The 19,466-nt window shown below is 36.5% G+C and carries 24 protein-coding genes; 15 read left to right on the forward strand and 9 right to left on the reverse strand.

The window, feature by feature from the left end; all coding sequences use genetic code 11:
• Window positions 1–17 precede the first annotated feature (17 nt).
• The 5 genes from AC0J5I_RS05320 (at window position 18) to AC0J5I_RS05340 (ending at window position 4,464) form a co-directional block, all read left to right on the forward strand.
• A complete protein-coding gene (locus AC0J5I_RS05320; RefSeq protein ID WP_475304422.1) occupies window positions 18–260 on the forward strand; it encodes an SHOCT domain-containing protein in 243 nt (80 codons plus the stop codon).
• A 41-nt stretch (window positions 261–301) separates the two neighbouring features.
• Complete coding sequence (locus AC0J5I_RS05325) at window positions 302–1,000, forward strand: triose-phosphate isomerase (protein ID WP_475304423.1); 699 nt, start codon at window positions 302–304, stop codon at window positions 998–1,000.
• Between the two features lie 325 nt (window positions 1,001–1,325).
• Window positions 1,326–2,069 carry a MurR/RpiR family transcriptional regulator gene (locus AC0J5I_RS05330; protein ID WP_475304424.1) on the forward strand — a complete coding sequence of 248 codons (744 nt, stop codon included), beginning with the start codon at window positions 1,326–1,328 and terminating at the stop codon, window positions 2,067–2,069.
• Between the two features lie 40 nt (window positions 2,070–2,109).
• Entirely contained in the window at window positions 2,110–3,090 is a 981-nt protein-coding gene (locus AC0J5I_RS05335) for an SDR family oxidoreductase (protein ID WP_475304425.1), read from the forward strand.
• A 60-nt stretch (window positions 3,091–3,150) separates the two neighbouring features.
• Window positions 3,151–4,464: a GntP family permease gene (locus AC0J5I_RS05340; protein WP_475304426.1), complete on the forward strand. Its 1,314-nt coding sequence runs from the start codon at window positions 3,151–3,153 to the stop codon at window positions 4,462–4,464.
• Between the two features lie 275 nt (window positions 4,465–4,739).
• Here the strand turns inward: AC0J5I_RS05340 and AC0J5I_RS05345 are convergent, their stop codons facing one another.
• The 3 genes from AC0J5I_RS05345 to AC0J5I_RS05355 form a co-directional block, all read right to left on the reverse strand.
• Window positions 4,740–5,147, reverse strand: coding sequence for a hypothetical protein (locus tag AC0J5I_RS05345; RefSeq protein ID WP_475304427.1), 408 nt, complete (start codon window positions 5,145–5,147; stop codon window positions 4,740–4,742).
• A gap of 181 nt (window positions 5,148–5,328) precedes the next feature.
• On the reverse strand, window positions 5,329–5,886 hold the full coding sequence (locus tag AC0J5I_RS05350) for a 2'-5' RNA ligase family protein (RefSeq protein ID WP_475304428.1): 558 nt from the start codon (window positions 5,884–5,886) through the stop codon (window positions 5,329–5,331).
• A gap of 491 nt (window positions 5,887–6,377) precedes the next feature.
• A complete protein-coding gene (locus AC0J5I_RS05355; protein WP_475304429.1) occupies window positions 6,378–6,542 on the reverse strand; it encodes a terminase gpP N-terminus-related DNA-binding protein in 165 nt (54 codons plus the stop codon).
• Between the two features lie 216 nt (window positions 6,543–6,758).
• Here AC0J5I_RS05355 and AC0J5I_RS05360 point away from each other — a divergent pair, with 216 nt between their 5' ends.
• The 3 genes from AC0J5I_RS05360 (at window position 6,759) to AC0J5I_RS05370 (ending at window position 8,626) form a co-directional block, all read left to right on the forward strand.
• On the forward strand, window positions 6,759–7,232 hold the full coding sequence (locus AC0J5I_RS05360; protein ID WP_475304430.1) for an RNA polymerase sigma factor: 474 nt from the start codon (window positions 6,759–6,761) through the stop codon (window positions 7,230–7,232).
• Window positions 7,229–7,663, forward strand: coding sequence for a DUF3955 domain-containing protein (locus AC0J5I_RS05365; RefSeq protein WP_475304431.1), 435 nt, complete (start codon window positions 7,229–7,231; stop codon window positions 7,661–7,663). The genes AC0J5I_RS05360 and AC0J5I_RS05365 overlap by 4 nt, the downstream gene beginning before the upstream one ends.
• A gap of 510 nt (window positions 7,664–8,173) precedes the next feature.
• The gene (locus tag AC0J5I_RS05370) at window positions 8,174–8,626 is read left to right on the forward strand and encodes an HIT family protein (protein WP_475304432.1); all 453 of its coding nucleotides are present in this window, start codon (window positions 8,174–8,176) and stop codon (window positions 8,624–8,626) included.
• A gap of 1,544 nt (window positions 8,627–10,170) precedes the next feature.
• Here AC0J5I_RS05370 and AC0J5I_RS05375 read toward each other — a convergent pair.
• Window positions 10,171–10,923, reverse strand: a complete 753-nt coding sequence (locus AC0J5I_RS05375; protein WP_475304433.1) for a hypothetical protein — start codon at window positions 10,921–10,923, stop codon at window positions 10,171–10,173.
• A gap of 339 nt (window positions 10,924–11,262) precedes the next feature.
• Window positions 11,263–11,553 carry a hypothetical protein gene (locus AC0J5I_RS05380; protein WP_475304434.1) on the reverse strand — a complete coding sequence of 97 codons (291 nt, stop codon included), beginning with the start codon at window positions 11,551–11,553 and terminating at the stop codon, window positions 11,263–11,265.
• A 246-nt stretch (window positions 11,554–11,799) separates the two neighbouring features.
• On the opposite strand from AC0J5I_RS05380, the gene AC0J5I_RS05385 reads away from it, so the two are divergent.
• Both AC0J5I_RS05385 and AC0J5I_RS05390 read left to right on the forward strand, forming a co-directional pair.
• On the forward strand, window positions 11,800–11,883 hold the full coding sequence (locus AC0J5I_RS05385) for a hypothetical protein (RefSeq protein WP_475305565.1): 84 nt from the start codon (window positions 11,800–11,802) through the stop codon (window positions 11,881–11,883).
• Between the two features lie 320 nt (window positions 11,884–12,203).
• Entirely contained in the window at window positions 12,204–12,413 is a 210-nt protein-coding gene (locus AC0J5I_RS05390; protein WP_475304435.1) for a hypothetical protein, read from the forward strand.
• A 460-nt stretch (window positions 12,414–12,873) separates the two neighbouring features.
• Here AC0J5I_RS05390 and AC0J5I_RS05395 read toward each other — a convergent pair whose 3' ends face one another.
• Together AC0J5I_RS05395 and AC0J5I_RS05400 are read right to left on the reverse strand one after the other, a co-directional pair.
• Window positions 12,874–13,221 carry a DUF1648 domain-containing protein gene (locus AC0J5I_RS05395; RefSeq protein WP_475304436.1) on the reverse strand — a complete coding sequence of 116 codons (348 nt, stop codon included), beginning with the start codon at window positions 13,219–13,221 and terminating at the stop codon, window positions 12,874–12,876.
• A gap of 464 nt (window positions 13,222–13,685) precedes the next feature.
• Complete coding sequence (locus AC0J5I_RS05400) at window positions 13,686–13,910, reverse strand: hypothetical protein (protein ID WP_475304437.1); 225 nt, start codon at window positions 13,908–13,910, stop codon at window positions 13,686–13,688.
• An 899-nt stretch (window positions 13,911–14,809) separates the two neighbouring features.
• On the opposite strand from AC0J5I_RS05400, the gene AC0J5I_RS05405 reads away from it, so the two are divergent.
• From AC0J5I_RS05405 to AC0J5I_RS05425, 5 genes are all read left to right on the forward strand, one after another.
• Window positions 14,810–15,076: a hypothetical protein gene (locus AC0J5I_RS05405; protein WP_475304438.1), complete on the forward strand. Its 267-nt coding sequence runs from the start codon at window positions 14,810–14,812 to the stop codon at window positions 15,074–15,076.
• A 182-nt stretch (window positions 15,077–15,258) separates the two neighbouring features.
• The gene (locus AC0J5I_RS05410; protein ID WP_475304439.1) at window positions 15,259–15,825 is read left to right on the forward strand and encodes a hypothetical protein; all 567 of its coding nucleotides are present in this window, start codon (window positions 15,259–15,261) and stop codon (window positions 15,823–15,825) included.
• 65 nt (window positions 15,826–15,890) lie between these two features.
• Entirely contained in the window at window positions 15,891–16,778 is an 888-nt protein-coding gene (locus tag AC0J5I_RS05415; protein ID WP_475304440.1) for an alpha/beta fold hydrolase, read from the forward strand.
• A 78-nt stretch (window positions 16,779–16,856) separates the two neighbouring features.
• Window positions 16,857–17,390 carry a hypothetical protein gene (locus AC0J5I_RS05420; protein WP_475304441.1) on the forward strand — a complete coding sequence of 178 codons (534 nt, stop codon included), beginning with the start codon at window positions 16,857–16,859 and terminating at the stop codon, window positions 17,388–17,390.
• Between the two features lie 67 nt (window positions 17,391–17,457).
• The gene (locus AC0J5I_RS05425) at window positions 17,458–18,027 is read left to right on the forward strand and encodes a GNAT family N-acetyltransferase (RefSeq protein ID WP_475304442.1); all 570 of its coding nucleotides are present in this window, start codon (window positions 17,458–17,460) and stop codon (window positions 18,025–18,027) included.
• 228 nt (window positions 18,028–18,255) lie between these two features.
• Here the strand turns inward: AC0J5I_RS05425 and AC0J5I_RS05430 are convergent, their stop codons facing one another.
• Together AC0J5I_RS05430 and AC0J5I_RS05435 are read right to left on the reverse strand one after the other, a co-directional pair.
• Window positions 18,256–18,606, reverse strand: coding sequence for a DUF2178 domain-containing protein (locus AC0J5I_RS05430; RefSeq protein WP_475304443.1), 351 nt, complete (start codon window positions 18,604–18,606; stop codon window positions 18,256–18,258).
• Window positions 18,596–18,835, reverse strand: coding sequence for a helix-turn-helix transcriptional regulator (locus AC0J5I_RS05435; protein WP_475304444.1), 240 nt, complete (start codon window positions 18,833–18,835; stop codon window positions 18,596–18,598). The genes AC0J5I_RS05430 and AC0J5I_RS05435 overlap by 11 nt, the downstream gene beginning before the upstream one ends.
• Window positions 18,836–19,466: the final 631 nt, after the last annotated feature.

Genomic DNA, 19,466 nt, shown 5'->3' on the forward strand with positions numbered 1-19,466 from the left:
GAAGGGGAGCGGAAAAAATGATGAATTATTACGGATATAACATGATGGGTGGATGGGGAATTTTCCTGATGATTATCCTCCTGGTAATCTTAATAGTTATCATCGTGTATGCGGTGATGAAACTAGTCCAGGGAGGCAGTAATGCTGGCACAACTTCAAATCGCCGAGATGAGGCACTTGAAATCCTTAATCAGCGTTATGCAAAAGGCGAAATATCGGACGAAGAGTACCAACAAAAGAAGAAAATATTGAAAAGTTAGTTAGTGAAATCCGAGCATTTGTTAAAAGAGAGGAGAAAATCATGGCAAAAACTAATATCCGCACACCATTCTTTGTTTTTAACCCCAAATCCTATTTGTTTGGAGAAAATTTATTGGAGCTAGTCAGAGAAGCAGATACATTAGCAGAAGAATTTCCAATCTCAATTTTTGTAACCGCTCCCTTCGCCGATATTGGAGCCGTTTCATCAAATTCCAAAAATATTATTGTGACAGCTCAGCATTTAGACGGCATTTATCCGGATAAAGGAATGGGGCATGTGTTACCCGAATCACTTTATGAAGCAGGTGCACGTGCAGTATTTCTAAATCACGCTGAACGTCCCTTGCCTCTGAATGGGTTAGCTAAAGCAATAAAGCGCGCAGCTGAGCTTGAAATGATAACAATTGTATGTGCAGATTCTATTGCAGAGGCAAAGGCAATCACAATGCTAAGTCCCGATATTATTCTGTGCGAACCTTCAGACTTAATTGGTACCGGTAAAACAAGTGATGAGAGCTATGTTAAAGAAACAATCGAAGCTGTTAAAAGTCTTAATCCGAATGTATTAGTTATGCAAGCAGCTGGAATCAGCACGGCAGATGATGTCTATAGAACAATTTTGCTGCAAGCTGATGGAGTTGGATGTACCAGTGGCATAGTGAAGGCAAAAGACCCCAAAAAAATGCTAAGAGATATGGTTGAGGCAACTGTAAAGGCAGCAAATGAAAATAATAAATAAGGAAATGAGAGCCTATTATTTGAAAGAGCAAAACAATTTTCGACGGGCTTACAGAATAGTGCCTTTGGTGTGGCAATTCCCCGCACTGATGCTATACATGTCCATATAGGGCAGGACGAAATCACGCAGTGATTTCAATCCTGTCCTTTTTTTGTTGAGGGCGAGTTGTACCCTCACTTGAGCTGAGATAAATCGTGCTGCATCCTTCTAAAAGACTGATAAACCGGGCATATGCATCCTGAAAAGATCTAACATAACAACTTGAAACGTGTAGGAGTGTCTATGTTATAATCTAAGAAAAATGATGATTAGAAAGGAAGCAATCATGTTTACTTTTAGTCAGATGCAAAATTTAAATGAGTTAGAAATGATTGTTTATAATTATATACAAGAGAATTCCGAAAAAATTGCAAAGATGACCATTCGTGACCTCAGCGAAAAAACACATGTTTCATCAACAACTATTCTTAGATTTTGTTCGAAGATGGACTGCGCAGGATTCTCAGAATTCAAATTTAAGTTCAAACAATATTTAGAAGATACAAAAATTGAACCTGTTGATGAAGATGCAGCCCAAATGATTGATTTTTTTAAAAAAGTGAACACCATAGAATTTGAGGAAAAAATTACTGCAGCTGCTCAAATGATAATGAATAAGGAGCGATTGTACTTTGTTGGTTTAGGGACAAGTGGCACACTAGGAAAATACGGTGCACGATTTTTTTCGAATATAGGAAAAGGTGCGCAATACTTGGAAGATCCTTTTTATCCCACAGACAACAGCAAGTATGAGGACACACTTGTAGTTGCTCTGTCGGTTTCAGGAGAACAACGCCTGCTGTTTAAACAAATTGATGGCTTTAAAAAAGGAAAGGCCACAATCATTAGCATTACGAATACGAGCAATTCTACTCTGGCCAAAATATCAGATTTTAACTTTTCTTACTACATGCCCTCCATTATTTTGCCGGAAAAACATAATATCACTTCACAAGTCCCAGTAATCTACATATTGGAAATGATAGCAAGAAGAGTACAAAAAATGATCAATGAACGCAAGGATGCATAGTAGTTATGCTTTCTTGTTTTTTTTTTAAAACAAAGGGGGTTTGCGCTGGCAGAAAAGCAAGACTAGTCGTTGGTATAGCGATCTTTACATATTCGTAAAAGCGGATCTGTTTCATGAAAAAAATATATTTTCAATGACGGAATATGCTCCTAAATACCGCTACCCAACCACAATTATAAATAATCATGCTAAGATAAAATTAAATTTCAGGAAGCGTTTACTGGATGGAGAGGAAGGATTTATATTCATGATGAATAAAGAAAATAGGTTTGATCTGGAAGGAAAGAAAGCCATTGTTACTGGGGGCGCTAGAGGGTTATGCTTCTCAATCGTTGAAGGACTGCATGAAGCAGGGGCTGAAGTATTGATCATTGATTTGGACGTTGAAGGTAAGATCGCGGCAGAAAAACTTAGTGAAAATGGGAAAAAAGTACACTTCTTACATGGAGACTTAAGCCAGCTGGATAAAATTGAAGTGCTATTCGAAAAAGCCCAAAGCCTACTTGACGGTGAAATTGATATCTTAGTGAATGGCGTAGGTATTCAATATCGTTGCAAGGCTGAAGAGTTCCCGCTGGATAAATGGCAAAAGGTGATAGATATTAATCTTAACTCGGTTTTTGTATTATCCCAGTTAGTTGGAAGAAGCATGCTCGATCAAGGGCACGGTAAAATTATTAACATTGCCTCAATGACTTCTTTTTTTGGGAGTGAACTTGTTCCGGCCTATGCAGCAAGTAAAGGAGCTATTGCTCAACTTACTAAAGCTCTATCAAATGAGTGGGCCCATAGAGGTGTTACAGTAAATGCCATCGCCCCTGGATATATAGAAACAACACTGACTGCGGATATGAAAGCCAAAAATCCAAAACAATATGATGAAATCACTTCAAGAATTCCAATGCACCGCTGGGGAAAACCTGATGATCTAAAAGGAATTGCAATATTTTTATCAGGGGATATGTCTTCCTATATTTCTGGAGCTATCATTCCAGTTGACGGCGGCTATCTAGGGAAGTAACGCATGTTACCCGGATTATTTTCGATAATCACTGCTTAATAGGAGTATGGAGGAAATAGGTTGGACGTAGTAAGTAGTTTTGGTTTATTGGTAGCGCTGCTGATCGTTATGATAGGCTCGTTTAAGGATATTAATATCATTATTCTATCCCTTTTAGGCTCACTTGTAATCGCGCTGACTAGTCAGGCTGATATTTATACAACGTTATTTGGAGATAATGATTCATATATGTCAGGATTGACTAGTTTTTTTTCTGATTATTTCATTATCTTTTTGTTAGGATCGATTCTTGCAAAGTATATTGAAGCCAGTGGGGCAGCCCAATCAATTGCAAACGCTGTGTTAATGATTACTGGAAGAGAGAAGCCTTACGCTGTATTGATGGCCATCTTTGCCATTGGAGGGATTTTAACTTACGGAGGCATTTCAATTTTTGTTGTTTTATTTGTGGTTGTTCCTTTAGCCAGAAATATTTTTAGGGAACTGAATCTCCCTTGGCGATTAATCATCACGCCTTATTTTATGGGGGTAGCGACCTTTACAATGACAATGATGCCAGGTACACCAGCTATCCAAAATGTTATTCCTTCAAAAGCGTTGGGAACAACATTGACGGCTGCGCCAATACTTGGCATTGCGAGTACAATTGTCATTATTATCTGGACCATGTGGAGGATTCGTTTGGAATTAAACGATGCACAAAATAATGGAGAGGTTTTTGATAAACGATTTTATATTACGGACGAAAGTACAGAAGCTAATAGATTGCCTAATCTTTTTATAAGTATCCTCCCATTAGCTGTTTTGGTGGGAACAATTGTTGTCGGAAGCATTTTAAGGATAGAAAACATAATCACACTTGCGTTAAGCTTCTCAGTTATCCTTTGCACTTTTTTGTATAGGCGATTTATTCCTAGCCAAACAATTATTTTAAATCAGGGTGTACTCAATGGCCTGTCACCGGCTATTTTTCCTTCTTGCGCAGTAGGATTTGGAACGGTAGTATCCCATTCCTCCGGATTCAATTCTATATTGGAGTTTATTCAAACCTTGCCAATTTCCCCTTTGCTGAGCATTTCCTTCTTAACAGCAGCATTGTCCGGACTGATTGGGACTGCAGCCGGAGCATTAGGGATCATTACAGAATCTTTCTTGCCTCTCTATAATTTATCGGGATATAACCCAGAAGTTGTTCATAGGCTGCTATCCATATCCAGCGGTGTTATGCCTCCGCAATCGGGTGTCTTGCTAGCCATGTACTTACTGACAGGATTAAACCACAAAACTACTTACAAAAATATTTTCATAGCAATAAATGGCGGTGCCTTGCTAGCGTATGCTGTCTCGTATATTTTTGCTTTTATTTTATATTGAATGAATAATGATGGTCCGATGAAACAACACAAAATCGAATACAGACTAGAGTACTGCTCCCATTCCTTAATGGAGCGGTACTCTTTTATTTTACGTGTCTTTTTATGGTGTACTCAAAACAGACAATTGTAAAACATTGATTTTATTACATTTTTAATGTAGACGAGAAGTGTTGGTTAAATATTAACTAATAAGAGAGAAGATAAGGTAGGTTACGTATTCGTATCAATCATTGATTAAAATTTATCTCTTTCATAAATTATGGACAGCTGCTATCAAATCAGCTGTTCTCCCGAGTCTAAATCTATAAATTTATCTAACGTTATTTCAGATTTAAAGGTCTCCCCATATTCACCTCTACGGGTCTGTTGATCTAATTTAAAAGGTATATTATAAAATCGATCTTTAGCTGTTTTAGCTATCATATTATTTTTGATGAAATATGATATGACCTTTTTATGTGCATCTATATCATCACAATTAAGATAAAAGCAGGCTACACCTGTTTCGGCATTACTATGTTTGGCCTGTGTAACAATTCTATTCTTTACTGCGTTCTCACATTTTTCCGCTGCAACTTTTTTGTCCTTAAAAAAATACATCCACTTACCGACTTTATCGTCTTCAAATTCGCTAGTTTCTTCTAAATAATATACCCAGGGGATACTTTCTACTATTTTCATTTATATTCCTCATTTCTTTACAAATCTAAAGTTACCTACCTTCTCCATACCTCGTCACTACTTTCAGTAACCGCTCCTTTGTGGTAAATCGTTTGGCATTCATTGATTGCAGATGATACAGATGTGACTAGTGACACCGTAAAAATGTCCCTTAAACACAGCCGGGAAAATTTAATTTGAATTATTTTAGTTCCTTAGAAAAAATAACGGTGTCTTTTATTACCACACCGTCGTTATTAAGTTTAAGTTCTATTAGAGCAATTTCACTTAATGTACCGTATATTTTGTCTATATTTTTCCTACAATAGCTAAATGCTTGACCCATTTTATCTTCATCTAATCTACTTGCAATGGTGCAATGAGGACTCCATTTGCTAGGAAGATAAAAGGAAGTTTCATTTTCGTTGAATGTTCTGAAGTAATCGTGATGTCTGCTATGAAAATCAAGTAATTCAGTTGATAAATTCGGAGCAATGAATAGAGTCCCTGTACTAATAAAAGTTCCTAATACATTCAAGGTTAGATCTACCTTTTCCTTATCTCTATAGAATCCATCTGCTAATTGTATAAATCTATTTTTATCTAAAGCATCATAATCAGCAATAGTAATATGAGGTCTTTTTCCTGTGGTTTCAACGCCGTAGTGACTAATATTCTGTTCACTTAAGCCCTTCCATAATCTTCGGAAATTCACTTCTGTTTCATGATCTAAATAACCTACAAATGCATATGTATACATAAAACAGCCTCCTGTAATTGGCAAAATGTTGTGTTCAAACGTAAAGTTATTAATCCATTTCAATTAAACTAGGAAAGAACCTTTTCGTGTCACTGACTGTTAATAACTATGTTACTAGGGGTAATCTTGGCTAGCGGATATCATTACCTACTACAAGAAAAATAGAGATGGATTTAGTAAGTAAACGTCCTATATATCAACATAATAACTAGTTTAGCACTGACAAACCTTATTACAAACATAATAATAATTATATAAAGTCATATGGAATTAAAGGGTATACTACTTTCAACAATAAAATAAAAAGAAGTAGGGGATATAATGGGTTTTTGGTATTTTCTAATACTCTTTGTAGGTATCGCTCTTATTGTAGTAGGTATGTTAAACAAAGATGTTTCACGTTCAGTTAAAATTGTAAGTATGTCGCTCCTTCAGGAACCAAGTCCGCTGAATTCCCTTAATCTCTTTAAGTTCAGTTTCCTGCATTTTGCTCAATCGCCGATGTCTACCTTGAGAAGGTCGAGGGATCGATGGGTCACTGCTACTATCCCACCTTTCCGGTAAGAAGCGACATAGCCACCAATTGTTTTGCGAGTATGTCCAATACTCTGAGTCATTTCCTTCATCTGATACCCACTTAAGTGAAGGTAGACCACTTGATAACCTGGATTCCCGCTAACACATACCTAGGAACAAGCGAAGAGCCTACCAAATCAACGTTTGGATAGTATTTCGAGGTTCCATGTACCTAGAACACAATGATATCCAGGATTTCCCCGTCCTTATTATAAATTTGGGGCTTAAAATATTTATTTAAAATTTGTAACGAATTTAATACTCGTTAGTCTTATCTATGAAAGTGAGGTGGTGACATGCCAGAGTTTGAGAAGATATATTCCGAATATTTCGATGATGTATATAAATACGTTTATTCCTTATGTCAAAATTCATTAGTGGCTGAGGAAGTCACACAGGATACTTTTTTCAAAGCGCTAAAAAGTATTGATTCCTATAAAGGAGAATGTAAGCTACGTGTATGGCTCTGTCAGATTGCAAAAAATACTTATTTTACATTTTACAGTAAGCAACAGCGATTAGTGACCTGCAATTCCATTGAACAGGAGCAAACCTGTGATTTTGAGAATGGATTTATTAATCGAGAAGAATCCTTCGAAATTCATAAAGCACTGCACAACTTAGAGGAGCCATATAAAGAAGTTTTCTCATTGCGAATTTTCGGAGAACTGTCATTTCGGAAAATAGGCGAGCTTTTTGGAAAAACCGAAGGTTGGGCACGCGTCACCTATTACCGTGCAAAAGTAAAATTGAAGGAGGATTTATTATGAAAATATCATGTGATATCATTAAAGATTTGCTGCCACTTTACTATGACAATGTATGTAGCACGGATAGCCGCAAATTGATTGAAGAACACCTAGAAAATTGCGAAGAATGTAAAGCTGAGTTAAAAAAATATGATATAGAGATAAAAGGAGTAAATAACATGGAAGAAGCAAATTTATTGGGGAAAATCGCTAAAAAGTGGAAAAATGACAAAAAAACAGCTTTTTTAAAAGGCACAGCTTTGGTTTCAATGATTGGTAGCATTCTATGCGCTATTGCATATAACGTCAATGGAAGCTATATAGATAAGGACGGTTTTTTAGTGGAATCATTCGGATTTATCCCATTAGGATTCCTGTTTGCATTTATCGCTTTAGTTTCAGTAATAATCTTAGCATCTATCGCAATTATCAGACGCTACAAAAGACGCTAAAATATTTCAAAATAATGTACCCGCTCAAAGTAGAGCCATAAACTTTAGTGGTGTAACTTCCAATGTAACGAATAAAAAAGCAAGGCACCTACGATTTCAAATTCGTAGAATGTCTTACTTTTCTTTATGCTTCCACAAAAATAATCAGTTCTTTATCATTTGCCTCAGCTATTTTTCGGTCTTGGTGTCGACGCAATCAATTCCATTTCCCCAGATAAGCCAGACGAAGATGAAGATGATTAAGGATACTTGGGCTGTAAAAAAGATGATCCTGTCCTGAAAATGAATCAAGTCGTTTTTCTGGATAACGGTATCGCATTTGAGCACTCGCAGACCCGTCGCCGATACGATAAGGGCCATATGTCAGTGCTAAATAAATTCTACTTGATGCTGACAATTAATGGATTTAATTAATGTTACAAATCGGTAAAATGTTTATTAGAATAGTAACACAAAAATACTGAAAACCAGTAATTTTTTATAACTTAAAGAAGAAAAGAGGAGATTTACATGGAATGGTATGAAAATCGAATTTTATCTGCAATAAATGGGACTAATCCAATGCTGATAAAAGAATTAAAAGGTGGCTATGCTGTTTTTGGAGATGTTCAATTTTTACCTGGCTACTGTGTGCTTTTACCCAAAAAAGAAGTCAACTCTTTGAATGTCCTTTCATTAGAGGAACGCGAACAGTTTCTTTCCGACATGAGTATTCTAGGAGATGCTATTATTCATAGTTGCACACCTATTAGAGTTAATTATGACATTTTAGGAAATACTGATAATTTTCTGCATGCCCATGTTTTTCCACGTTATGAATGGGAAAGTGAAGAACGAAAAAAAATGCCTGTATGGCTATATGATAGTTCCAACTGGCACAATAAAGAAACCGCCTACAACCCTATAAAGCATGATGAAATACGTAATAGCATTCTAAAGTATTTGAACAACAATTATGAATAAAATTTGGAAGGACAGCTGCGTCAACTCGAAGAGGAACGCTGCGACCGGGTCTACTTCGAAAAAAATTACGGGAACGAAAAGTGATCGCCCCGAATTCCAAAAAATTCCTTCAAGAAATTGAAACGGGGGATACACTGGTGTAACGAAGTTGGATCGCTTCGCTCGCAGCACGCAAGACGCATTGAACGCAATCTGATTGTGGAGCGTACCCAGGAAGGGAAAGAACTGGCTAAATAGAAACCAGACTACCGAGAAGGGCGACCAAAGAAATTCAATCAGCAACAAATCAATCTGGCCATGAACCTATTGAAGAATCATTCCTATAAAGAGTTAGAGTAAATGACTGGCATCAGCAAAAGTACCTTGACGCGCAATAAGAGAAAAATGCAATTAAGTACTAAGAATTAGATAAAATGAGGATTATGCTCAGAAATATAGTGAGTGTGAGAAATAGCGCCACTAAATGTAGGAAATAGCTACCGATACCAGTGGCTTTCTCTTTCTTCGTAGGCTCATAAAATCGGCAAGATGCAAGAAAATTGTAACTTTAGCTAAATAGATCGGCAAGCTGATGTTGAAACAGACGTTTGAAGAGTCTTCGGGTTGGGATAAGATTGAAAGAGAAGCTTTTAGAGAGCTTCAAAAGCCTCTTTAACAAAGTTAAGTTGGGTATCCTAGATGAGCTGGGTTATTTGCCTTTTACCAAGGACGACGTCAATTATCTATTCTATCTAATCAATGACTGTATGAGCCCAAAATAATTATCAACAATGCGCAAATGAATTTGATATATAAAATCTATTTATAGGGAATACTGCCGTTTTTACTCATGTTAGAATTCAGGTAACATCGTATACTAATTTCAAGTTGAAAAAATATGAATCATTCAGGCTTATAAAAAGGGTTATAATTAAATGTCTCTAAACACATGCGTTTATACTTCCAGTAACTCTTCCTTTTTCTTCCTACGACATGGATACGGTCCATCTTCTAATGGTATTGAGAAAATGATAGAATGGAGAGTTAAGATGAAAACGAGTCCAAAAGTTTTTAAAGTTTCATTGTTAACAGCACTAGTTTTGGGGGACAGTTATTCCAGGAACGACTGCTAGTTGTTTGCAAAACAAACAAAATAATTAAGGGAGGTACTAGGAAAATCCTGACACTATATTCAATAAAACGGTCTTTTAATAGGATTTAATGCGTACTAATAGTCTCTAAGTATAACAAAAACAAAGAAGCCATCTCACTTATTTTGAGAAGGCCCCTCTGTTTGAATATTCATAAAAGTTAATTGATACTCTTTATAATCCAACTTATGCACACGAGTACAATAATACTTATACCAAAAACCTCACTAATATGATTATTTTGCTTGAAACTACCCAATGAGATAGCAGCACCACTTATTATTAAAAGGAGATGGATAATGTTTGAAAAGGGTAATGGTTGACGAGGTATTATCACAAATTTTAAAAGGAAAAGAAAGAATAGTAGGATATATATGAATAAGTATATTTTTTTCATGCTCTCTCCTTTATACATTAATACGGCCTAGCTACAAAGAACCACGATCCTATATTTTGCAACAATATATTCATGCTTTCCCCTTTTATTGCCCCTACTACTCTCACGTTTTGGAAGCGGTAAGCATACTGTTTGTTCCCGGAACTCCCACCATCAGGAACAGGGGTTTCTGTTCTGTATTGCGAATATGTTACCGACCCCGAGAAGAAGTATCCTGCTGCTAGAGAACCTAGACTAACGGCACTCGCCCAATTGGAAACTTGAGCAGCAATAGTCGTTTGGGGAATGCTAAGGTGCAATAATGCTCCAACCCCTATTACACCTCCAATCACTGTTGCCAAAGCACCTACACTATACACCATATCGCTTAAAGATACTGATCCACTAGTGTAGAATATAGGATTCCAACTGTAACTTGATGTGGCCATTGAAGTAAAGCTTGAATTCATTCCATTTAATGCATTATCAGTATTATATTCAGTTTTCTCCAAGTGGAGGGGCTCACCATCTAAAACTAAGAAATCATCCCCCTTATTATAAGTCAAGGTATGAACCTCGGTTCCTGTTTCTGTCTCTAAGGTAAAAGCGTTTTCTTCAAAAATATAATTGTATACAACCCGTTCGTATTCAAAGTAAACTGCAAAATCATCTTCATCACTTTGTCCTACCAAAGGGTCGTCAGTTAGAATCTCATAGCTAGATTTTTCATTTACACCAGGTGCTTCTTCGGCAAACGCTAAAGTCGTTGGAATCCATACATTTGCTAACAATCAGGACGTACTTAAAACAATAGTATTTTTTAATTGATGTTTCATGCGTGTATCTCCTTTATCATTTTTAAATACTTTATTTCACTAAAAATATCTAACTTATTTACAATTTATTACGGGAAAATAATAACATAAAATCAATATTTATAATCAAAATATTCATATAGTAATATTTTGATTATAAATATTGATTTCCCACAACTTTTTAAATTTTTGACTATTTCAAAATCTTGAGTTAAGAAGATAATTGAAATAATAGACCTACTTTCCTTTAAAGCAGGCCTATTATTTCAATTACTTGCATCTTTAGGGTGTACTACTTTTTATCAGTTGTATTGTCTATTTTATTCTTAACTTTCGTCTAATCCCGGCTACTTTACTGCCTAGTAATCGGTTTGCCAAGCGGATTTTTAATGTGACGTATAAATTAAAAATACCGCCAATGGTGACTGAAATACTTACATTGATCAAAGAACCAATCCGATCTTTTTTATCAGTTAATTGGTAGATTCCTTTTTGTATAAGAAAAACAAGCAAAGCCATGGCGATAGTGGTCAATAAAATTACGCTGATTTGTTTGAATAACTCATTAAAATTCAAATGAGTTATTTTATCTATCGTAAAAAGCATCAGACCAGCCGTCTCGTGGGCCAGTACACAGTTGTTTCTTCTCCTATCATTGACTTTTTATATATTTATTGAGTATAGTTTTTTTTGCCAGAAGTTAAATAAAATTGGCGGACTCAAAACTATTAAGTTGAGAGAGGATGCCTATAAAAACTGTTTCTTGTTGCAAAAGAATCCCCCTAGCTAATCTAGTAGGAGAATTCCAGACTTGGACTATCTAGTAGGGATACTAGCGGCCATTATGAATCAATCAAAGAAATGCTGGTATTCATTAGAGAAAGTAATTTTATAGCGATGACACAATTAATGGATTACGCAATGGACGAACGATGAGATGATTAGTTTCCGCTTCTTACAAATAATTCTGGATTTTGCTTACATAGTTGGTCACTATATTAAATCAAACAGATATACAAAAAGAAGCATGGATTAATGAAATCAAATAACAATAAAAATTTTTATTAGACAAAGGAGCTTTAAAATGACAAAAATGAAATATTTGAAAGTTATATTTTTATTTATTATTGTTTCTTATATTATAGTTAATATATTCTGGGAAGATTCATATAAAGTTGAAACCTTTTTTACAATTGTAGCTGCTATAAATTTATTTTTTATTTAGATAATGAGTACAGATTAAGCATTATTTATTATTGTACATGAAATTGGATAAAATCATGTATCCGGAATCCTACACCCGTAGGGTTCTTTTTGATATCGTTCAGATGGTGCAGCGGCTTGATCAGAAGGAAATTGGTTTAATCGTATTGAATTTAACCATTCTGAACCATGGTTTAGGAGATCCCAATCTGCAGAAGCTGATTCGGAACATGCTCGTGCAGTTGCTTTCCTGGACCGCCTAAAATGAACGGGAAGAAATTAAGCGTAAGCAACGGCAAGGGATTGAGATTGCTAATAAGAAGGGCCACTACAAAGGCCGTCCGGTGAAGTATGCTGCTGATGCCAAGGATCCGAAAGACCGCATGACCTATCAGGTGATCGTGAACAAATTGAAGCGGGAAGAGCCCATCAAGAAAATTGCATAAGAAATGGACGTAACCAGGGATACTGTATATCGTATTAAGAAGGAACTTCTTTTGCCTTAAACGTCCTAAAGTGTTCATAACATACCGTATATTTTGTTTATATTTTTCCTACAATAGCTAAATGCTTGCACCATTTTATCTTCAGCTAATCTACTTGCAATAGTGCAGTGTGGACTCCATTTGCTAGGAAGATTAAATGAAGTTTCATTCTCGTTAAACGTTCTGAAGTAGTCGTGATGGCAGCTATCAAGTAGTGTGTAGATATTCACCTATCCAATCAAACATTCAAATTATAAAAAACTGCAGAAAAATAGGCGATGTCAAAGAAGATTGGGAATAAAAGGATACTAGAGCTGGTTCTGTTTCCGCCGAAAACATTCATTGTAGGGTCTTTTTTCTTACATCGTACCACTCTGTACAGCTGAAAAACCAAGCCTGCAACAGGAAGCCCGATTAAGAATGCCAGCTTTGGGAGATAGTCATCCGCTTGTCCTAGTTCGTTAATATGGATGGCGATTCGGTCAGGCAAGTACGAATAAGAAAAGACCCCGCTGATAAGAGGAAGAAGCAATAATGCAAATGAGCTTTGAACACTTAATATTGAGAAATGCTGAGTATGATTCATTTTCGCTCTTCTTTCTGTTCGTTTTTTTGTTATTAAATTCATAAGTCGTTTGATAAAGGCCCATCAGTTGGAAAAAGCATAAGTGCGGCCTTCAAATGCCATAAAGTCTAAATTTTTTCTTTCAAAAGAACGGGAGCCGATCAGGATAGGTTCTCCTGAACCGGTTTCGATTGAGTGAAAAGCATTGATCGTGTCCGACTTTGAAACAGAAAAATGAATCTCCGACTGTCCTTTGTACTTCACGGTAACGGGCCACAAGTAACTTTGGGAGAATTCGTTATACTCAGGAAAATCAACGTAGGGTGGTATGTTATCGTCCTTACCGCTTCGCTCCCTTATCTCTATAGTTATTTATGCAAGTAACTTAAAAACGTTTTATGTTGCTGGCGTGTACTTTTTGTCGAAATTTTTTTGGTTGGCTGGGATGGTAATTTCCAATGGCGTAGCTTAGTAGTCCCACATTACTACGTATTTTCTTTCTTTTTTCTCAAAACCTTTTCTGTAATCTTTAGAGCCACTAAAACGAGCATTAGTATGCCGCTAATATTAAAGAAGTAAACATATCTAATGTCTGTAATGCCATTGTTGTAGAAATTTCCATTATATAAAAGCCAGACACCGCCTATTAAATAACCGGTTATTGTATTCCAACGACCTAAAAATCGCCACATTTTTCTGAGAAAATTCATGCCAGTACCCCTTCTCTGAAGTTCTAACTATAGAAAAAATAAATTATTTGTTACAATAGTAACATAAAAAATGTTTGGGAAAAAACATATTTATATGAGTGTGTAAATGAGGGTTTCCCTGATTGTGAAAAAGCACAAACTTAATGCATACGTATTAGCTTGTACTTCACTCACTGATAGGAGCTGCCGAATATCCGAGTGATCCTACAATTATAACCAGAGTGAAGCAATCATTTTACGGCTCTAATTACCCATTAAACAATTACCTCTTAAGATTATTATGAATAGGAGAAAAAAATGAAAAGAGACTTTTATAGATACATTCCCTTGTTGGCTGGTAGCATGCTAGTACTTATTGGTATTAGAGATAGACTGAATGAGCCACTATTTTACTGTATTTCAATCGGATATATCGCACTGATTGTTATTTTGATGTGGAAAAGCGGGAAAAATAAAAATAGTGGGAAATCCAGTTAAGTTATCAAGAGAGCAATGGAATATTGCGATCGAATAGATCCACCTAATTCGAAAAGAAAGAAGGTGTGAGAATTAGTACGCGAGAAAATCAGAAAAAGTCCGATAATGAAAACAATGATAATATGGCCAGTTCCATTTATTCCAAAGTACAGATTGATCAGGGGGGCAACCATGTTACATAGAATTAGAATGGAAGAAGGTAGTTTAGTATGATACATCTCGTTTTCTTTACTCTGGTAATACCATTTACCCTGCTGCTACACGAAGTTGGACATGGTATTGGAGTGGTGCTGACATCCAAGTCGAACCCCCATATCTACTTAGGAAGCAGCGGGGAAGATAACAGGGAGGATTTTCAGGTCGGAAGATTCCATTTTCATCTTCAATGGGCGTACTTCGGGTGTTGCATATGGGATGGCCGAATGGACAAATTGCAACGATTTTTGTGTCTCTTAAGTGGCCCATTGATGAACCTATTCCTCATGGGGATAACCGTACTGCTGCTTCGTTTAGAATTTGAGGGTTGGACGCGTACGCTTCTAGCGGGGGTTGCCGATCTGAATCTAGTCATGCTTGTGATTAACCTTATTCCTTTTAAACTTCCTAAAAAAATAGGTTCCTTTCAGTCAGATGGTTTGCAGTTACTCAGATTATTAAAAGAGAGGGCAAGTATAAAAGAGAACATCTGAAGTAATAAGTGAGAACGATTCTTATGCAGATTTGTTAAAAAATAGGAGTGACACATGGTTTTATTAAGGCAATTCTCAAAGTATATTTTCCCCATTGAGTAAAACAATGATACCAAAGAAGAAATAATTGTGTACTCCAAAAAGGGACAATATAAGGACTTGTTACTGAGAGGAAAAAGAATATGTCTAAAGAGCATAATGTCGATTACCATTCTGATTTTAAAGAGGCAATAGAAAACAATGCTGTGCTGGTGAACTGTTTAATTGAAGGTGAAAAATATCCGAAGAAGCCATACCGAAAAACACGATGGAATCTTAATTTTCAGGAAAATTCTCTTTTGATTACTGAAACCATTCGAAAAAATGGAGAAAATACAGTGATGAACATTGACTTCAACCAGGTAAGGGAGATAGAAGTGGAAATAGCTAAACAATTCTTAGGGGAATTTCCAGGTCCTTTTGCAACAACTTTTTTAGTTTCTAAGCTGAGGATAAAATATCTTCTGACCGATAAAGAAATTGTCCTTTTGTGTGAGGGCTTGGCGGCAATCCCACCTGTGATTGCTTACCTTAAAAAAAGTGAAGTGCCTATCCGGGATGTGCTGTCATTGGAAGAGTTGTTCAGACAAAAGGGCGTCCAAGCTGCTAAGGAGTACCTTGAAAAGCATTGCGATAAGTTGGCGCAAGATAATGGATTAGAGGCTACTGTGTACCAGAATCGTAAGACTATCTCGCTGCACTTGCGGTAATTTTGAAAGCGTTCTTAACACAAGTGTAGCCAATTGCTGTAGGGTGACAAAAGAGAGGGCAACCAATGAATAGAATTGTACAATATTTTCCAGCGCTCCCTGTCTATGAGGAAGAACATGAGAAAGGTGATCTAATTTGGTTCCTTCATGGTTTAGGGGACACTCATTTCACGTGGGATGAGATCTTCAACGATTTGAAAAGTGATTTCCGCTTGTTGTCCATGGATTTGCTAGGTCATGGTAGCTCATTGGAGTATTTTAGTGAACAATCTGAATATATGGACGATGCAGTTAGTTTCTTAAAAAAAATCACAGAGCAAGTTTCTAAAGACCTTCCGTTCTTCCTTGTGGGGCATTCTTTGGGAGCGGAAATTGCATTGCAATTCGCAGCAACCTTTCCTGATCTTGTTAAAGGAGTGGTATTGCTGGATGGCGGCTATATTCAAAATGAAGATATCGCTGCTGATTTGGCAATCGATTTGAAGCAGGTACAGGAATTTTATAAAAGCTATCAGTTTTCAAGTTGGGAAAGCTATCTGGAGAACGAAAAAGATTATTACCAAAGATGGTCTGATTACGTCCAGAAAGCTGCCGTAGTCAAAATGAAGGAGGATGAAGACAAGCGAATTATATCAAAAACAACGCTAGCCACATACGAAGCAGCAATAAGATCGTTGCATAAATACCCATCCAAGGAAATTTATTCAGAAGTTGAGTGTCCAATCCTATTGCTAAGAAGCTCACTACCGGAAGCTTCAAATGCTATGAAAGAAGTTGCTGCCAAACGATTGATTCGTGCTGCTTCAGATGCGACAGATCATATAATTCCGAATACTGGGCACAATATTCACATTGATTCCCCACTAGAAATCGCAAACCAGATTAGAAAATGGATCGAAGTCCATAAAAAGTGCGATAGGAAAAATCTTAAACGGGGAAATGTCTGGGAATAGGGAAAATATAGGTAATGATAATAGTGAGAACGCTTTATAATAAGCGATGGTTGTATGGTAGTAAAAGGAGGAACCAAATTGGATAAGATTGTAATATTGGTGGTCGTCCTAGGGATATTGGGCTATTCCTGGCAACAATCAAAGAAGTATTTATCTCCAACGTCCAGTTTCAATGCAATTGTCACGTTTGACCCCGAGCATTACACAGACATACGGTGGTTTGAAGTCTTTCGAAAGCTTACACATTGGGAGAAATTTGGAGCGTACTCATTCAAAGGAAATGTAGCAACGAATGCTGAAGACATCATTCATTTAATTCATAAGGAGCTTGAGGTTCCTTTGGAAAATTTCAAAGTCAAAGTATTTCCAATAGAGAAAACAAGCTTCGATTATATCGTAACTTTTAAAAAAATTCCGCGGCCTGAAATTGAGGATTACCCTCATTTAGCGGAATTGGCTATCTGGAATACATACGGAAAAAGCAGTTATCGATTGTGGCTGGGAATGTCAGTAGAACAATTCAGGGAAGTCATCAGCCAGGAACTGCATATCCCGGACGACAGTTTTACAGTCTATTGCCCCGCAAACCTCGTGTGGACAAGGTTTTTGTAAGGACACTTAGGAATACTGGTATGAATGATGCTGTATTCAATACATATCAGTAGAGGGGGAGGGAAGAATGTTAGCATATAGGATTGATGAAGAGGTTTCTTTGAGAATGTTCAATGAAGGCGATGCCGAGGAATTGTACAATTTGACAATTCTTTCCAAAGAACATTTAAGCGAATGGCTCGGTTGGCTCGATCAGATCGTGAGTTTAGAAGATATCACTCAATACATCAGAACAAGATTAAAAATATTTTCAGAAGATGGGGGCTGCCTAAAATCTTTCGCTATTATTTATAAAGGGAAAATCACGGGCACGATAGGATTTAACACCATTAATAAAGGGAATAAAAGTGGGGTTGTTGGTTATTGGCTCGGTGGGAATTTTCAAGGTAAGGGGATTATGTCCCGGTCTTTTAAGGCTGTGATTGACTATGGGTTTAAAGAACTAGGCCTTAATAGGATTGAAGTATGCGTCGCTACTGAAAACGAAAAAAGTAGAGCAATCCCGGAACGGTTTGGCTTTAAAGAGGAAGGCACATTAAGACAAGCAGAGTGGCTGTACGACCATTATGTAGATCACGTAGTTTATGGGCTTTTGAAGGAAGAATGGAAAGAGGAACTTAATATGGACTTAGCGTAATTATAAATAAATGCTTTTTTAGCCCGTCCGCTGTCAACAGCTTATGTAGGTGGCTTTCTGTTTGCTGCATATCAAACCGCCTGGTGTTTGTTATGTTGGATGATGAATTGAGCCTTATAGTTGCTATTGTGAAATACAGAATAACGGAATGAAGAACGTCAAAGAGGCGTTACTCATTCCGTTTTTACATGAGAGATTACTATTACTGCACGCCATTTTGTAATGAAATTAACTAAAATCGTTTTTAAATTGAATGTAAAAATAGATGTCTCCAGCCAGAGCGGCTAATGCATATTTATAAACAAAGAATTGCATGACTAAATACTCTTTAGGGAAAATAATGTCGCATACCAAAATCGTTATCAAAACGACATAGGCCCAATGTTTATGATATTGATTGGTTCGCTCGTCTGGTTCACCGATTGTTTTTACAAGTCTTATATATGCAATCGCTACAACTAACAGTAACACCATTGGAATTCCCACAAAAATATTCCAGTTAGTTGAACTAGCTTCCGCCCATTCTTTCAAAGGATAAAAGAATGCACCAGGGATATCAGAGATTGATTTAATTTCCATTGTTATCAGTTCCTTTCTCGTAAGTAAAAATGTCTGATACAGATACGTCAAAAAAATCTGCAATTCGAAATGCTAATAATAGCGTCGGGACGTAATTGCCTTTTTCCATGACAAAAATGGTTTGTTTAGAGACCCCCACTTTATCAGCTAATTCCTGCTGAGACATTCTGGCAAGTACCCGATATTCATAAACGGTGTTGCCGATTGAATCACCAAAATCTTTTTTCAATGCTATCACCTCAGATAGAATCATAATATATAGATTGATAAAAGTAAAGTAAACTTTGATAAATGATATAAGTAATTATATAAAACTTGTACATATGCTTAATTTACACAGTAATGTGTCCTTAAAAATGAGATAGTTAAATAATAGGGAAGGGCACAATGCCGTATGCAGGAACTGAAAAAGGAATGCAGGACGTCACACTACGACGCTCTCCATTCCTTATAATAAATCGATTACGTTACAAAACAGTAGGCTAAATTTTTTTCTGCTGCTTTGATAAATTCCATAAAAACACACTCAATGATATAAAACCAAAACTGAATAATTTTAATACGAACAAGGGTTCATCTAACACAACAAAAACCAGCATAAACACTATGAGTAGATAGCTGCTCGTTTCGAAGGTCTTTGCTTTTGAAACCTGCAAGATCAATTGGTTCCTTTCATCTTTACTCTCAATCTGTTCAAGATCATATTGTTTTGGATCCTTCTTGAAAAATAGTATTCTCTTCGTTTGCCATACTCAATGAATAAATGCGGATAATCCCGCAGAGAGAAATGCAAGGGTTAAATGTTCCGGTATTGCGAAGTAATGATGAAAGCCTCCTAGTATCTATAACACGGCGCTGAT

Source organism: Trichococcus sp. TS_SC_9 (genome assembly GCF_056156325.1).

Bases quoted from the DNA above. Each gene is read 5' to 3' on its own strand.
- AC0J5I_RS05380 (WP_475304434.1), bottom strand. From the start codon at position 11,553: ATGCTTTTTACGATAGATAAAATAACTCATTTGAATTTTAATGAGTTA.
- AC0J5I_RS05430 (WP_475304443.1), bottom strand. From the start codon at position 18,606: ATGGAAATTAAATCAATCTCTGATATCCCTGGTGCATTCTTTTATCCT.
- AC0J5I_RS05400 (WP_475304437.1), bottom strand. From the start codon at position 13,910: ATGAATTTTCTCAGAAAAATGTGGCGATTTTTAGGTCGTTGGAATACA.
- AC0J5I_RS05360 (WP_475304430.1), top strand. From the start codon at position 6,759: ATGCCAGAGTTTGAGAAGATATATTCCGAATATTTCGATGATGTATAT.
- AC0J5I_RS05350 (WP_475304428.1), bottom strand. From the start codon at position 5,886: ATGTATACATATGCATTTGTAGGTTATTTAGATCATGAAACAGAAGTG.
- AC0J5I_RS05365 (WP_475304431.1), top strand. From the start codon at position 7,229: ATGAAAATATCATGTGATATCATTAAAGATTTGCTGCCACTTTACTAT.
- AC0J5I_RS05425 (WP_475304442.1), top strand. From the start codon at position 17,458: ATGTTAGCATATAGGATTGATGAAGAGGTTTCTTTGAGAATGTTCAAT.
- AC0J5I_RS05410 (WP_475304439.1), top strand. From the start codon at position 15,259: ATGTCTAAAGAGCATAATGTCGATTACCATTCTGATTTTAAAGAGGCA.
- AC0J5I_RS05405 (WP_475304438.1), top strand. From the start codon at position 14,810: ATGGACAAATTGCAACGATTTTTGTGTCTCTTAAGTGGCCCATTGATG.
- AC0J5I_RS05330 (WP_475304424.1), top strand. From the start codon at position 1,326: ATGTTTACTTTTAGTCAGATGCAAAATTTAAATGAGTTAGAAATGATT.
- AC0J5I_RS05395 (WP_475304436.1), bottom strand. From the start codon at position 13,221: ATGAATCATACTCAGCATTTCTCAATATTAAGTGTTCAAAGCTCATTT.
- AC0J5I_RS05370 (WP_475304432.1), top strand. From the start codon at position 8,174: ATGGAATGGTATGAAAATCGAATTTTATCTGCAATAAATGGGACTAAT.
- AC0J5I_RS05325 (WP_475304423.1), top strand. From the start codon at position 302: ATGGCAAAAACTAATATCCGCACACCATTCTTTGTTTTTAACCCCAAA.
- AC0J5I_RS05345 (WP_475304427.1), bottom strand. From the start codon at position 5,147: ATGAAAATAGTAGAAAGTATCCCCTGGGTATATTATTTAGAAGAAACT.
- AC0J5I_RS05415 (WP_475304440.1), top strand. From the start codon at position 15,891: ATGAATAGAATTGTACAATATTTTCCAGCGCTCCCTGTCTATGAGGAA.
- AC0J5I_RS05320 (WP_475304422.1), top strand. From the start codon at position 18: ATGATGAATTATTACGGATATAACATGATGGGTGGATGGGGAATTTTC.